At 53.3% G+C, this 14,276-nt stretch carries 13 protein-coding genes; 10 read left to right on the top strand and 3 right to left on the bottom strand.

Annotation, left to right across the window (positions count from 1 at the left end; translation table 11 throughout):
• The first annotated feature begins 225 nt into the window (after positions 1 to 225).
• The 5 genes from ehuB (at position 226) to C792_RS0103275 (ending at position 4,920) form a co-directional block, all read left to right on the top strand.
• Positions 226 to 1,104 carry an ectoine/hydroxyectoine ABC transporter substrate-binding protein EhuB gene (gene ehuB, locus C792_RS0103295; protein ID WP_017548020.1) on the top strand — a complete coding sequence of 293 codons (879 nt, stop codon included), beginning with the start codon at positions 226 to 228 and terminating at the stop codon, positions 1,102 to 1,104.
• 72 nt (positions 1,105 to 1,176) lie between these two features.
• The gene (locus C792_RS0103290; RefSeq protein ID WP_017548019.1) at positions 1,177 to 1,839 is read left to right on the top strand and encodes an amino acid ABC transporter permease; all 663 of its coding nucleotides are present in this window, start codon (positions 1,177 to 1,179) and stop codon (positions 1,837 to 1,839) included.
• Positions 1,839 to 2,534 carry an amino acid ABC transporter permease gene (locus C792_RS0103285; protein ID WP_017548018.1) on the top strand — a complete coding sequence of 232 codons (696 nt, stop codon included), beginning with the start codon at positions 1,839 to 1,841 and terminating at the stop codon, positions 2,532 to 2,534. The genes C792_RS0103290 and C792_RS0103285 overlap by 1 nt, the downstream gene beginning before the upstream one ends.
• The gene (locus C792_RS0103280; RefSeq protein ID WP_026090204.1) at positions 2,531 to 3,304 is read left to right on the top strand and encodes an amino acid ABC transporter ATP-binding protein; all 774 of its coding nucleotides are present in this window, start codon (positions 2,531 to 2,533) and stop codon (positions 3,302 to 3,304) included. Before C792_RS0103285 ends, C792_RS0103280 begins: the two co-directional genes overlap by 4 nt.
• Before the next feature lie 227 nt (positions 3,305 to 3,531).
• Positions 3,532 to 4,920, top strand: coding sequence for an alanine/glycine:cation symporter family protein (locus C792_RS0103275; protein ID WP_017548016.1), 1,389 nt, complete (start codon positions 3,532 to 3,534; stop codon positions 4,918 to 4,920).
• A gap of 221 nt (positions 4,921 to 5,141) precedes the next feature.
• On the opposite strand, the gene clpB is transcribed toward C792_RS0103275, so the two are convergent.
• Positions 5,142 to 7,733: an ATP-dependent chaperone ClpB gene (gene clpB / locus C792_RS0103270; RefSeq protein WP_017548015.1), complete on the bottom strand. Its 2,592-nt coding sequence runs from the start codon at positions 7,731 to 7,733 to the stop codon at positions 5,142 to 5,144.
• A 155-nt stretch (positions 7,734 to 7,888) separates the two neighbouring features.
• On the opposite strand from clpB, the gene C792_RS0103265 reads away from it, so the two are divergent.
• Positions 7,889 to 8,713, top strand: coding sequence for an undecaprenyl-diphosphate phosphatase (locus C792_RS0103265; RefSeq protein WP_017548014.1), 825 nt, complete (start codon positions 7,889 to 7,891; stop codon positions 8,711 to 8,713).
• Positions 8,714 to 8,793: 80 nt separating this feature from the next.
• Here C792_RS0103265 and C792_RS0103260 read toward each other — a convergent pair whose 3' ends face one another.
• Positions 8,794 to 9,102 carry a metal-sulfur cluster assembly factor gene (locus C792_RS0103260; RefSeq protein WP_017548013.1) on the bottom strand — a complete coding sequence of 103 codons (309 nt, stop codon included), beginning with the start codon at positions 9,100 to 9,102 and terminating at the stop codon, positions 8,794 to 8,796.
• A 111-nt stretch (positions 9,103 to 9,213) separates the two neighbouring features.
• On the opposite strand from C792_RS0103260, the gene C792_RS0103255 reads away from it, so the two are divergent.
• The 4 genes from C792_RS0103255 to C792_RS14855 are packed head-to-tail and all read left to right on the top strand — an operon-like array spanning position 9,214 to position 12,891.
• Positions 9,214 to 10,032, top strand: a complete 819-nt coding sequence (locus C792_RS0103255; protein WP_017548012.1) for a Cof-type HAD-IIB family hydrolase — start codon at positions 9,214 to 9,216, stop codon at positions 10,030 to 10,032.
• Between the two features lie 18 nt (positions 10,033 to 10,050).
• Positions 10,051 to 10,893, top strand: coding sequence for a DegV family protein (locus C792_RS0103250; protein ID WP_017548011.1), 843 nt, complete (start codon positions 10,051 to 10,053; stop codon positions 10,891 to 10,893).
• Between the two features lies 1 nt (position 10,894).
• Positions 10,895 to 12,238: a CoA-disulfide reductase gene (locus C792_RS0103245; protein WP_017548010.1), complete on the top strand. Its 1,344-nt coding sequence runs from the start codon at positions 10,895 to 10,897 to the stop codon at positions 12,236 to 12,238.
• The gene (locus C792_RS14855) at positions 12,235 to 12,891 is read left to right on the top strand and encodes a hypothetical protein (RefSeq protein WP_156811621.1); all 657 of its coding nucleotides are present in this window, start codon (positions 12,235 to 12,237) and stop codon (positions 12,889 to 12,891) included. Before C792_RS0103245 ends, C792_RS14855 begins: the two co-directional genes overlap by 4 nt.
• Here the strand turns inward: C792_RS14855 and C792_RS0103235 are convergent.
• Positions 12,807 to 14,225 (bottom strand): alpha-amylase family glycosyl hydrolase, encoded by a 1,419-nt coding sequence (locus tag C792_RS0103235; protein WP_017548008.1) that lies wholly within the window; start codon positions 14,223 to 14,225, stop codon positions 12,807 to 12,809. The two genes, C792_RS14855 and C792_RS0103235, sit on opposite strands and share 85 nt — an antisense overlap.
• Positions 14,226 to 14,276 lie beyond the last annotated feature (51 nt).

The following is a 14,276-nucleotide window of genomic DNA, read 5'->3' as shown; positions in this document are numbered from 1 at the left end:
AGTGTAATTTATCCCCATAGCAGTTTGAATTATCTGTAAACTATAGTAGAATAAAGTGCAGGATTACCTTTTCAATGCGCTTTTCATTGGAGAAGCAGCCTTCCTGCGCTTCCACACCCATTTTTATCCTTTTCAACATGAATTTGACATAGAATATCACTTCGGTATACTGAGCGTGTACGATGTTCCAATTTAAGGAAAAATACTTGCTAGGAGGAGAATACTTTGAGGAAAATTTCGATTTTACTCACTTTCGCGGCAGCGCTTGTACTGAGCGCATGCGGCGGTGGCGGTGGTGAAGACCGGGTAGCCGAACTTCAGGAATCCGGTACGGTAAACATCGGGTTTGCCAATGAACCGCCTTATGCATATGAAAATTCCGAAACAGGGGAACTCGAGGGTGCGGCAATTGATATTGCGACTGCTGTATTCGAAGAAATGGGTGTTGAAAACGTGGAAGGCCATCTGACTGACTGGGGCGAGCTGATCCCGGGCGTACAGGCCGGCCAGTATGATGTCATCACGGCAGCTATGGCGATACAGCCGGACAGATGTGAAAACGCGCTGTTTGCAGAGCCTGAGATGCAGTATGGTGAAGGGCTCGTAGTCGCTGCAGACAATCCGCACGACCTGCACAGCTACGCTGACATCGCAGACAATCCGGATGTCACTGCAGCGCTCATGGAAGGTACGACACAGTTCGAATTCCTTGAAAGCGAAGGCGTGGATTCAGAACAGTTCATGTCGGTTGCCGACATACCGGGGCAGCTCTCAGCCGTACAATCCGGCAACGCCGATGTGGCTGCCGCAACCGGTCCGACACTCCGCTCCGCCTATGAATCACTGGGCAGCGATGCGGTGGAAATCGTCGAAGACTTCGAACAGCCTGATATCGAAGGCATCCCGAGCTTCGGTGCCGCCGCATTCAACCTGGAGGACGAAGAACTCCGCGATGCCTATAATGAAGCACTCGCAACATTGATAGAAGACGGAACCATAGATGAAATCCTGGATAATTCCGAAGGTTTCACCGCTGAGGAAAACCGCGTGGAGGCAGGCACAGTAACAGCTGCAGAACTATGTGAAGGTGGAAGTGAAGGTTAATATTCATGCTTTGGTCCAGTTATCCTGCAGGAAAGACTGGACCTTTTCATTTTTCCATGAAGGAGGGAGCACATGTTAGATTCCGCCTTTAACATACTGTCCTATCTGGGTCAGGGACTCTGGACGACAGTCAGCATCTTTTTAGCAGCAGCACTCTTTTCATATATCATGGCGTTTGTCGCCGGACTTACAAGAATGGTGAAGAATCCCATCATCCGGGGCGCTACGGCATTCTATGTGGAAGTTTTCCGGGGCACATCACTCATCGTGCAGCTTTTCTGGCTGTATTATGCAGTGCCGATACTGTTTGACATCCAGCTCGGCAGCAACTGGATCGTCGGTGTGATCGCCATCGGCCTGAACTACGGTGCCTATATGTCAGAGGTTGTCAGGACTTCCATCCTTGCTGTGGACAAGGGACAGACGGAAGCCGCCATCGCACTGAACCTGAGCCCGGTGCAGCGCATGAGGCACATCATCCTGCCGCAGGCGCTCAGGCTGATGCTGCCGGAATTCGGAAACTATTCCATACAGATACTCAAAGGGACTGCACTTGTATCGCTGATAGGTCTCACAGATATACTCTACTACGGCGACATCTACCGTTCGACGAATCTTTCAGAAGGGCCGATGGCATACCTGATGGTACTCATCATGTACTTCATCATTGCACTGCCATTGATCTGGATGTCCAAAAAAGGTGAGAAGATCGCCAGGAAAGGGGTGGCAAGCTGATGTGGAGCTGGGAAACCTTCATTGATGCGTTCCCCTTCATCATAAAAGGGATAAACGTGACACTCGGCCTGACATTCACGAGCTACGTGCTTGCACTTGCCGCCGGCTTCATCTGGCTCGCTCTCGAATCGACGCCGCTCAGGCCATTCAATTTCGTAATCTACTGGATCCGTGAGTTCATACGGTCGACACCGCCGATTGTACAGATATTCTTCCTGTACTTCGCCTGGCCGATGGTGCCGTATATCGGGACATCCTTCACGCCGTTCATCGCGGCGATGATCGCCCTCGGAGTCCACTTCTCGACATATATAGCGGAAGTGTACCGTTCGGGCATAGAGAGTGTCGATAAAGGCCAGTGGGAGGCTTCAAAGGCGCTCAATTTCTCCAGGAAAGATACATGGATGAAAATCGTACTGCCACAGGCACTCCCGCCCACCATACCGATGCTCGGCAACTATCTCATCATCCTGTTCAAGGAAGTGCCGCTTGCGGCGACGATCGGCGTGGTCGGCATACTGAGCCTGGGAAGAACGTACGGCGCAAATACGTGGTCATACATCGAACCGCTGACAATCGTCGCCCTGCTGTTCCTTCTGCTCAGCTACCCTTCCGCCGTACTCATCAGGAAGCTCGAGGATAAGGTGAACCGCAGATTCGACAAAAAGAATACGAAAGTGAAGGTGACAGAATAATGGAACCGATCGTTCAATACAAGGATATCCATAAATCATTCGGTGACGTCCATGTCCTGAAGGGGATCAACCTGGATATCCGCCCCACGGAGAAAATCGCCATCATCGGACCCAGCGGCTCCGGCAAGACGACGATCATCCGTCTGCTGATGACGCTCGAGGAACCGACGGAAGGCGACATCATCGTCGACGGGCAGAACCTGTGGAAGATGGAATCGGGAAAAGGAATGAAGAAAGCCAGTGAAAAGCATCTTGGCATCGTGAGGAATGACATCGGCATGGTGTTCCAGCATTTCAACCTGTTTCCCCATAAGACGATTCTGGACAACTGCGTTGTGCCGCTCGTCAATGTAAGGAAGATGAAAAAGGATGAGGCGGTAGAACTGTCGAAGCAGATGCTGGACCGTGTGGGGCTCGGTGATAAATACGAGTCTTATCCGACCCAGCTCTCAGGCGGGCAGAAACAGCGCGTCGCCATGGCGCGGGCACTCGTGATGAAGCCGAAGATCATGCTCTTCGATGAAGTCACATCCGCTCTCGATCCCGAGCTCGTCGGCGAAGTGCTCGAAGTCATCCGGGACCTCGCGGATAACGAGGATATGGCGATGGTGCTCGTCACACATGAAATGGATTTCGCACTTGAAGTCGCGGACCGGGTTCTGTTCCTCGATGATGGTGTAATCGCCGAATCCGGCACCGCTGAAGAAGTCATAAACAGATCCGAGAATCCGCGGCTGCAGGACTTCCTGCGCAGATTCCGCGGTGAGTAGTATCATATATCCATCCGGTCAAGAGTATCGGGTGGATTTTTGTTGCGAAAAAACCCGCTCCCAAAAAAATGATACATTGTACCCTAAATGAAAAAATACGGTTTAAACATGAACTATTACAATACCGAAAATAATTTTCTTTGTTATATTGTAAAAACCACAATTTATTTCATTTAATTTTTTTTGGCACTATTTGACAGCGTTTTCATAAAAATGGGAGTGGAATTATGTTAGAGATTTTAAATCGTATCAACGCAGTGCTCTGGGGGCCACCCAGCCTGGTACTGCTCGCCGGGACAGGTCTCTTTTTAACATTTCAGCTGAGGGGGCTGCAGTTCTCGAAACTAAGGTATGCTTTCAGGCTGGTGTTCACCAGGGACAAGGAAGATGCCGGTGCTGAGGGTGATGTCAGCAACTTCAAGGCGCTCATGACTTCCCTTGCCGGTATGATAGGCAACGGAAATATTGCCGGCGTGGCGACCGCCATCACACTCGGTGGACCTGGTGCTCTCTTCTGGATGTGGCTCGTGGGCCTCGTCGGCATGGCCACGAAATACGCGGAAGCCCTGCTCGCCCAGATCTACAGAGTGAAGAATGCGGACGGTGAGTACTCCAGCGGTCCGATGTACTATATAGAAAGGGGGATCGGCCCGAAGTTCAAATGGCTTGCTTTGCTGTTTGCCTTCTTCGCTGCATTCGCAGCGCTTGGCATCGGCAACGGCGTCCAGTCCAACACGATCGCCGATGTCATGGAGAACAGCTTCTTTGTACCCGGCTGGGTGACGGGTGTCATCCTCGTGACACTCACTGGTCTGATCGTCTTCGGAGGCATCAGACGCATCAGCAGTGTTGCCGGCGTATTCGTACCGGTCATGGCAGTACTTTATATCAGCAGTTCCATCCTGATACTCCTGTTGAACTATGACCAGATCATCCCTGCATTCGAACTCATCTTCAAACATGCCTTCACTCCGGTGTCTGCTGCAGGCGGCTTTTCAGGCGTAGTCGTCGCCCAGGCGATGCAGCACGGCGTATCAAAAGGCGTCTTCTCCAACGAAGCCGGACTCGGTACCGTTGCACTGATTGCAGGAAATGCCCGGACCACCCATCCGGTGAAACAGGCCCTGGTCGCGATGACCGGTACATTCATCGTCACAATCGTCGTGTGTACAATGACCGGTCTCGTGCTGATCGTTACCGGTTTCTGGGATGCATCAGGCGGCCTCCTGTCCGGAGTCGAACATGACCCGGGACTCGAAGCCGGCGCTCTGACCAGCGCAGCATTCGGGGCGGGCCTCGGGATTGTGGGGGAATATATCGTGTCCATATCCGTCATATTCTTCGGATTCTCGACAATCATCGCATGGTACGTTTACGGAACCAAATGCTTCGAATACCTTTTCGGTCTGAAATATGTAGCGGTATACGGAGTCATCTACATCACCGCCACATTCCTTGGCACAGTGATGGACCTTTCCACCGTGTGGGCGTTCGCCGATACAGCGAATGCACTCATGATGATACCCAACCTGATCGGGCTGCTCTTCCTTTATAAAGTGATCCGAACAGAAACACAGAAATTCTTCGCCAACCCTGTTGAGCGGACGAACATGTAGCATAGAGGATTCCCTCTTTGTGCAGATGGGGCCGGTTTTTGGCCAGGGCCACCGCGGATCGCACCGTGGCCGCCAGCTCAAAGCTGCAGGCCCGCAACCTTATTTGACGGCTGCCGTTTCCAAAACACCTCTGCCGGCCACAAAAAAATCCCCCTAAAGATGAACTTCAAAGTTCATCTTTAGGGGGGCACCTCCCCGATGGGAGGTTTTTTTCATCTCGATCAGTCCATATCGAATTTGAGCTCACCGTCTCTGTAGTCGACCCTGATCTTCAGGCCGTCTTCCTTGTCACGGGCGATGAGTTCTTTTGCCAGCGGGGTTTCGATATGGCGCTGGATGAACCGTTTCAGCGGACGGGCGCCGAATTGGGGTTCGTATGCTTCGTCTGAAATCCAGTCTTTGACTGCTTCTGTCACTTCGACGGTCATGTGCTGGTCCATCAGTCTGCGGTTCAGGTCGTGGATGAGCTTATCGGTGATCATCTTCATGTTGTCCTTGGACAGCGGACTGAACATGACGATGTCGTCCATGCGGTTGATGATTTCCGGCTTGAAGTACATGTGTACTTCGCTCATGACAGTGTCGCGGACTTCGTCAGTGATTTCGCCGCCTTCTGTCATCGAATCGAGCAGATGATGGGAACCGATGTTGGATGTCATGATGATGATCGTGTTCCTGAAGTCGACGGAACGCCCTTTGGAATCTGTGAGGCGTCCTTCATCGAGCAGCTGGAGCAGGATGTTGAACACATCGGAATGGGCCTTCTCCACTTCATCCAGCAGGATGACGGAATATGGCTGCCTGCGGATGGCCTCTGTCAGCTGACCGCCCTCTTCGTGTCCGACGTAGCCCGGAGGGGCGCCAATCAATCTGGACACCGCGTGTTTTTCCATGTACTCGCTCATATCTATCCGGATCATGTGCTTTTCAGAATCGAACATCGTCGCAGCAAGTGTCTTCGCAAGCTCTGTCTTGCCGACCCCGGTCGGCCCGAGGAATAAAAAGCTCCCGATCGGACGGTCCGGGTCTTTGATGCCGGCCCTCGCGCGGATGACCGCATCCGAGACGAGGTCGACTGCCTCGTCCTGACCCACTACGCGTTCATGAAGTATATCCGCAAGTTTCAACAGCTTGTCCTTTTCGGTTTCGACCAGTTTTGTGACCGGTATGCCGGTCCACTGGCTGACGATATAGCCGATTTCATCCTCCGTCACGACTTCGCGGATGATGCGGTTCTCTCCTGCACTTTCCTCCTGCAGCTTCTCCTCAAGTTCGCCAAGCTCCTTCTCAAGTGCCGGCAGTCTGCCGTGCCTCAGTTCGGCCGCCCGTTCCAGTTCATAGTTGTTTTCCGCATCCTCCAGTTCCTGGCGCACCCGGTCGAGCTCTTCACGCTTGCCGGTCACTTTCTGGATCTGCCCTTTTTCCTTCTCGACGCGCTGGGCCAGCGTATGCTGTGCCTCACGTGCTTCGGACAATTCCTTCTGCAGCTCGCCGAGCCTGTTTCTGGACACTGAATCATCTTCCGATTTAAGCGCCTGCTCCTCGATCTCGAGCTGCATGACACGACGGTTGATCTGATCCAGTTCCGTCGGATTGGAGCCCATCTCCGTGCGGATGGTCGCACTCGCCTGGTCCATCAGGTCGATCGCCTTATCCGGCAGGAACCTGTCCGATATATAGCGGTCGGACAGTTCCGCCGCTGCAACCAGTGCGCGGTCGGTGATCCTGACGCCGTGGTGCACCTCATAGCGCTCCTTCAGGCCGCGCAGTATGGAAATGGTATCCTCCACATCCGGCTCGGGAATCTGAACCTTCTGGAAGCGGCGTTCCAGTGCTGAATCCTTCTCGATGTATTCACGGTATTCATTGAGCGTCGTGGCACCGATGCAGTGCAGTTCGCCGCGTGAGAGCATCGGTTTCAGCATGTTGCCGGCATCCATTGCGCCCTCTGTCTTGCCGGCACCGACAAGCATGTGTATTTCATCGATGAACAGGATGATCCGGCCGTCCGATTCCCTGACTTCTTTTAAGACAGCCTTCAGCCGTTCCTCGAACTCACCGCGGTATTTTGCACCGGCCACAAGTGCGGACAGGTCCAGTTCGAAAATTGTCTTGTCCCTCAGGCTGTCCGGCACATCCCGGCGCACGATGCGCTGTGCGAGCCCTTCGACGATTGCAGTCTTGCCGACACCTGGTTCTCCGATCAGCACCGGGTTGTTCTTCCGCTTCCGGCTCAGTATGCGGATCGAGTTGCGGATTTCCTCATCCCGTCCGATGACAGGGTCGATGTTGCCGTTCCGCACTTCCTCAACGAGATCGCGGCCGTATTTTTCCAATACTTCATATTGTACTTCCGGATTCTGTGTTGTCACATGATTTCCTCCTCTTACTTTGTTGATGATCTCCCTGATCACCCGGTCTTTACTGCCTGCGGTTTCCCGCATGATCTCTTCCGTTTCGACTGCGGAGAGTATCAGGTGTTCGACAGATACATATTCGTCACTCATTTCGGCCATCAGCTTCTCTGCCCTCGAAATCAGTTTTGTGAACCCGTTCGACATGTACTGTCCGTACTGGACATTGTCGCCGGTTACGGTATTGTATTTCGCAAGCTTTTCATCATACGCCCCAAGAAGCGCCCGAACGTCAACCTTCGCGCGCTCAAGGACATCAGATGCCATGCTGTCGTCCATTTCGAGCATCGCTTTCATCACGGCTTCGATTTCGATGGACTGCAGTTTGAGTTCCACGGAAATCGACTGCGCCCGTTCGATGATCGACTGTACGGTATACGTCATTTTGTTTATATCCATGTATGTCACTCCTTTGATAAAAATGATTCAATAGAGTTTGACCTTTTTTGACCATAATTTAATTATACACTTTTCACACGCGTTTTCAAGTAATTGATGGCTTTTCAAATCAAATTAATTTATATTATATCTTAGGGATTTTAGGAGGTCTTACTTTGGACATCATACTTATCATAAAATATGTATTTTTGGGGCTCTTGCAGGGGATCACTGAACCGATACCCGTCTCATCAAGCGGCCACCTTGTCATAGCACGGGAACTGTTCAACATCGAAGCCAGCGGACTGTCGTTTGAAATTTTTCTGAATACCGCATCACTGCTTGCCATCCTGATGGTATACAGGAACGATATTATGGCGATACTCTCCAACCTGTACAGATATTTCTTCAAGCGTGCCAGGGATGAAGAGGCAGTAAAGGATTTCAAATACATCATGTATCTCATCATCGCGACAATCCCCGTCGGCATTCTTGGCGTGCTGCTCAAGGATGTGATCGGCGACAATATCTCAATGGGCTTTGTCGGCGTCATGCTGCTCGTGACCGGAGCGGCGCTCTGGTTCATCAAGAACAGGCGCGGCCAGAAGCGCGACGGCGAACTGACTGTGCGCGACTCCATCATCGTCGGGCTTGCACAGTGTATCGCCCTCACTCCCGGCATCAGCCGGAGCGGTGCAGCCCTCGTCGGCTCGATGGCGGTCGGCCTCAACCAGAAGAGCGCACTCCGCTTCGTGTTCCTGCTCTACATTCCGGTATCACTCGGCACAGCACTCATCTCAGCCGGCGACATCGTGAACGATCCGGAAATCGCTGCACTCGCCCTGCCGTATGCACTCAGCTTCGTGGCGACACTCGCCGCCACGTACTTCGCTGTAAAATGGCTGCAGAACGTCATGCAGAACGGCAACCTCGCGATCTTCAGCTACTACTGTTTCGCACTTGGAACATTTTCCATACTCTACTATTATATCTTCGTATAAGTGAAATTCCCGGATCCTCCCAGATCCGGGAATTTTCGCATTAAAAAGGCGCCTGCAGAAGCAGGCGCCTTTATATGACCTCAGCTCACGCCAAGGGCGATCTTTGCGTAGCGGCTCATCTTGTCTTTGCCCCATGGCGGGTTCCAGACGATGTTGACTTCGGTCTCTTTCACTTCAGGCAGTTCGCCGAGTGCAGTTTCAACCTGTTCAACAATCTGCGGCCCCATCGGGCAGCCCATGGATGTGAGTGTCATTTCGACGCCGGCTTTGCCGTCTTCATCGAGATGCACACCGTACACAAGTCCAAGGTTCACAATGTCTATGCCAAGTTCAGGGTCGATTACATTCTCAAGCGCACCCATCATGCTTTCTTCCATCGCTTTGTCCATCAATATCACTCCTTTTTAGAGTATATACCATTAATATACCAAAAAAATTACACTATTAAAATATAAATGATATGATAGTTTTATGAATGATTAACAAGGAGTATACAACTGATGCACAAACATTTAATATGCCTGGACCTGGACGGTACACTTCTCACAGATGAGAAGAAGATCAGTCCATATACAAAGAAAGTGCTGATGCACTTGAAAGAGATGGGTCATGAAATCATGATCTCCACCGGTCGCCCGTACAGGGCGAGTGAGCCCTACTACCGTGAACTTGAAATGTCGACGCCTGTCGTCAATTTCAACGGGGCGTTCGTCCACCATCCACAGGATCTTTATTTCAAGACGGTCCATGAAGAACTGGACCTTGAAGTGGCGAAGGAGATTGTGGCCCGGGTGCCGGACTTGAACATACAGAACATCATTGCCGAGGTGAAGGACAACGTCTACATCCACTACCACGACGAAGTGCTGTTCGAGGCATTCAGCATGGGAAACCCCCGGGTGAAAATCGGCAACCTGGTGCAGAACATGGAATCGGGGCCGACTTCCATACTGATCCAGGCGGATGAACCGGAAGTTCCGGGCATCCGCAAAGCGCTCGATGACCTGTTCGCCGAAACGATCGAACACCGCCGCTGGGGTGCGCCCTACCCGGTCATCGAAATCGTCAAGAAAGGAATCAACAAGGCGGTCGGCGTCGATTATGCGCGCGGCTACCTCGGCATCAGCCAGGAGCATACCATCGCGTTCGGCGATGAGGACAATGACACTGAAATGATTAAATATGTCAAACATGGTGTGGCCATGGGCAATGCCATCGAAGAGGTCAAAGAGGCCGCCGACCATGTGACGGATTCGAACGAAACCGACGGCATCGGCAAGTTTCTGAATGCGCATTTCGAATTGAATATACAACCATAACCGAGAGGAGCGATTGATATGCAGTTATTCGCAGACAGCTGTTCTGATATATCCCAGCAGGACTTCAAGGAGAAGGAAATTGAGTTCGTCCCGCTGAAAATTACCATCGATGACAAGGAGTACCTGGATCAGATTGAGATATCGAGCCAGGAAGTGCTTGATGAAATCGCAGACGGTAAACGTCCGCTTACCAGTCAGGCGAATCCTGAACAGTTCACCGACATGTTCATGCCGTATGTTGAGAAGGGGGAGTCTGTCCTCTACATCGCATTTTCAAGCGAACTTTCCGGCACCTACCAGAGTGCTGTCATTGCACGGGATACGATCCTTGATGAGCATACCGATGCGGACATCACAATCATCGATACGAAGGCGGCGAGCTACGGGCTCGGCCTCATCGTCGAACGCGCCCACAGCTACCTGGAAAGGGGCATCCAGAAAGAGGAGCTCCTCGCGAAAATCGAAAACGATGTAAAAAGCATCCGTCACTTCTTTACGGTGGATGACCTGGACTACCTCGCCAAAGGCGGGCGCCTGTCCAAGGGCCAGGCATTCCTCGGCGGACTGCTCAACATCAAGCCACTGCTCCATGTCGAGGATGGCAGACTCGTTCCCCTGGAAAAGCACAGAGGCACCAAAAAAGTCCACTCAAGCATGGTCAGACACATGCAGGCGGACAACGTTACCGGCGAGGTCCACATCACCCATGCGAATGCCCAGAAGCAGGCTGAGCAGCTCCAGAAGAAGATTATGGAGGAGACGGACGCCGGCAGTGTCAAAATCAGCATGATCGGCCCGACGATCAGCAGCCATACAGGCAACGGTACGGTTGCACTATTCTACTTCAATGAAGGTGTGTAATATGAAGCATTGTATTATCGTGGGAGGCGTGGCCGGCGGCGCAACCGCCGCTGCACAGCTCCGCAGGATAAATCCCGAAATCCGCATAACAATCTATGAAAAGGGCCGCGACATCAGCTTCGGCAACTGCGGCCTGCCATATAACATCGGCGGCGAGGTGAGCGACCGGGACAAGCTCGTCGCCGCAACGCCTGAGAGCATGGCCGAACGGGATATCACTGTGATGACGCATCATGAAGTGACCCGTGTGGACAGCGGAACGAAGAAAGTCACCGTGAAGGATATCAACGGGAATGATACGTTCGAAGAGGACTATGACTACCTGATCCTCTCCCCGGGCGGGGCACCGAAGACTCTGTCCGCGTTGCTCGATGTTCCGCAGGCATTCGTCCTGCACAACCTCGAGGATCTGGACGGCATCAAATCTCATATCGACAGGCATGATGTGGATAAGGTCGTCGTCATCGGTGCCGGATACATCGGTCTCGAACTGATCGAGAACTTTGTCAGACGCGGCATGCACGTGACCTTTATCCACCGGAGCGATGAAGTCTACCGTCCTCTTGAAGACGATATGGGGGATTTCTTCATCGAGGAGATGGAACGCCAGGGGGTCGATGTCAGGCTCAACACCGAAATCGTGGAAGTCGACGGCAATGTCGCGACGCTTGATAATGGCGAGGAAATCGATGCCCCGATGATCGTTGCAGGCATCGGCATACTGCCGCGGACGGAATTCCTGCAGGGCTCCGGCATTGAATTGAACGATGATGGATTCATCTGCACCGGTGAGACAGGCCGTACGAGCGCCGAGTCCGTCTATGCGCTGGGGGACGCCATCGAGACATTCTACCAGCATACGGGCGGGAAGACGACGGTCGCCCTCGCCTGGGGTGCCCACCGCATGGCATACGTCATCGCCAGCCAGATCAGCGGAAATGGAGACGTCGTGTTCGAGGGACTGCTCGGCACCAACATCATGCGGTTCTTCGGCTATGATATCGCGACGCTTGGACTCGGGCAGCACGAAGTCACCGGGTACGACCACTTCATCGTCGACCACCGGCAGCGGAACAAAGCCGGATACATGGACGGCAGCGTCCCCATCCGGGTGCGGATCTATGTGTCAAAAGCAGACGGCAAGATTCTGCGCGCCGCCGTCGTCGGCACCGAAGGCGTCGACAAACGCATCGACATACTCGCCGCACATATCCGGCTCGGCGGGACGGCGGCCGACCTCGCCAACATCGAAGTCGCATACTCCCCGCCGTACTCCAGCCCGAAAAGTGTGCTCAACATGCTCGGCTACAAAACGATTGAAAAAATGAAGAAGCTCGATGAATGACCGATCGGTCGATTGAGAACCGCCGTGCCGCCTCCTATAGGAGCGGGAACGGCGGTTCTTTTGCGGCAGGGCGGGTGTGTGGCGGACACCGCAGGCGGCGCCGTGTCCGGAAAGCGCTCATGGCGGACACCGCGGATGACGCCGTGTCCGGAAAACGCCCATGGCGGACACCGCGGATGGCGCCGTGTCCGGAAAGCGCTCATGGCGGACACCGCAGGCGGCGCCGTGTCCGGAAAGCGCTCATGGCGGACACCGCAGGCGGCGCCGTGTCCGGAAAACGCTCATGGCGGACACCGCGGGCGGCGCCGTGTCCGGAAAACGCTCATGGCGGACACCGCGGATGGCGCCGTGTCCGGAAAACGCTTGTGGCGGACACCGCGGGCGGCGCCGTGTCCGGAAAATATTACAAATCTACAAAACGGAGGCCGGCAACAATGCTTATCGGCCTCCGTGAATCGGACCATGGCCATCAAATGAGTCTGCCGGCCGCCATTTGGAATTTCAGTTCAGCTATACGGACGTCGTCCCATCAAAAAAGAGGCCACACCGGCCTCTCTCACAAAAATCATTACATATCTTCTTTTGGCTTACGGCGTTTGGCTACGATCCAGATGAATATTCCGAATCCGCCGAAGATGATGAGTCCGGCGTAGACGTAACCGTTATTGAGACCGGTCTCTTCAGTGATGGCGTAGAGTTCCGCCTCCTCCCGGTCGAGAACGGCGTTGTAGCTGTCCTGTCCTTCAGCGGCTCTGAGCTTGTCTCCGATGAGCATGCCGCTCATCATCTTGCCCCTGTCATCGGCTTCAAGCGGGACGTTGAAGTTTTCAGTCCTTGAGGTGTCGTTGATGTTCAGTATGAAATCGATGTCGGCGGTGTCGTACCGGACGACATAGTGGCCGCTCCCATCTGCTTTCAATTCCGTCATCTCACCGCCGAGCAGCTGTTTGTGCTGCGTAAATACAGTGTTGATCTGCTTGATGTAGTCAACCACTTCCTGGTCTGTCCAAAGGTCCATCTGCCTGTGCACCGCAGGGATGGTATCACCGTTCAGCGCGACTTCCGTCCCGTACTGGAAGCTGATGGGACCCGGGTAGCCGTACAGGTACGCGGTGAGCTGCTGTATGCGGGTGCCCGGAAACATATTTTCCCCGGCTGCATGCATTGTGAAGCGCTCGGTGAACCAGTGGTCTGCAAGCAGCATCTGTCCATCTTCCGGATAGGATGGTATCGCCTTATCCGTCGTGCTGAAGGCCTCTGCGACATCCTGCCTCATGGATTCTGAAGCGACATGGTCAAACCCTTCCGCCCCGACCGGTTCGCTGCCGAGAATTCCGTATGTCGTCACGCCCTCCGGCATGAATTCGCGGGCGTCCACGCCATCCTGTACCACGTTCATGCTGAGGCCGTCGATGCCGAATTCATCAACGAAGGACTGCGCCATCTCCCTGTACGCGTCCTGGTTCTCCGGCACGCTCAGATCGATGAACTCCACATCGCCGATCTCAGAATAGTATTCCTGCTGGAGTTGATTGAGCTCGGGGTCCTGCAGGGTTTCGTAGCCCTCCACCGCACTCGCCGGCATGTCGACAACGACTTTCATATCCATCTCATGTGCCGCATCGACAAGGGACTGGAACCCTTCCGCTCCGCCGAACGATTCCTCAATCTCCCCATAGCTTTCTACATCGTAGCCGAGATAGTCCTCAGCCGACCTTTCAAAGACCGGCGACAGCATGAGTGTGTCGAATCCCATGTCATGTATGTATTCCAGATTTTCCTGTATGCCGCGAAAATCCCCGCCGAACGGGAGCGGCTCTGTCTCGTCATCCGTCACATTGACATCATTTGATTCATCCGCATTGAGGAATCGGTCGACGACAACTGTATAGATGCGGTCGTGCGGCTTTTCCCGGGCTGATGCATCCTGCTGGAACATGCCGCCCACTACCAGCACCACCACTATGTATTTCAATAATTTCTGCATTGTGACCCTACCTTCTTGTCTAATATCCCAAGTATACTAGATAAAAAATAA

It is taken from the genome of Salinicoccus carnicancri Crm (assembly GCF_000330705.1).
Classification (GTDB): domain Bacteria; phylum Bacillota; class Bacilli; order Staphylococcales; family Salinicoccaceae; genus Salinicoccus; species Salinicoccus carnicancri.
The sequence above is the reverse complement of the archived record's forward strand: the minus strand, read 5'-3'. Positions and strand labels throughout refer to the sequence as shown.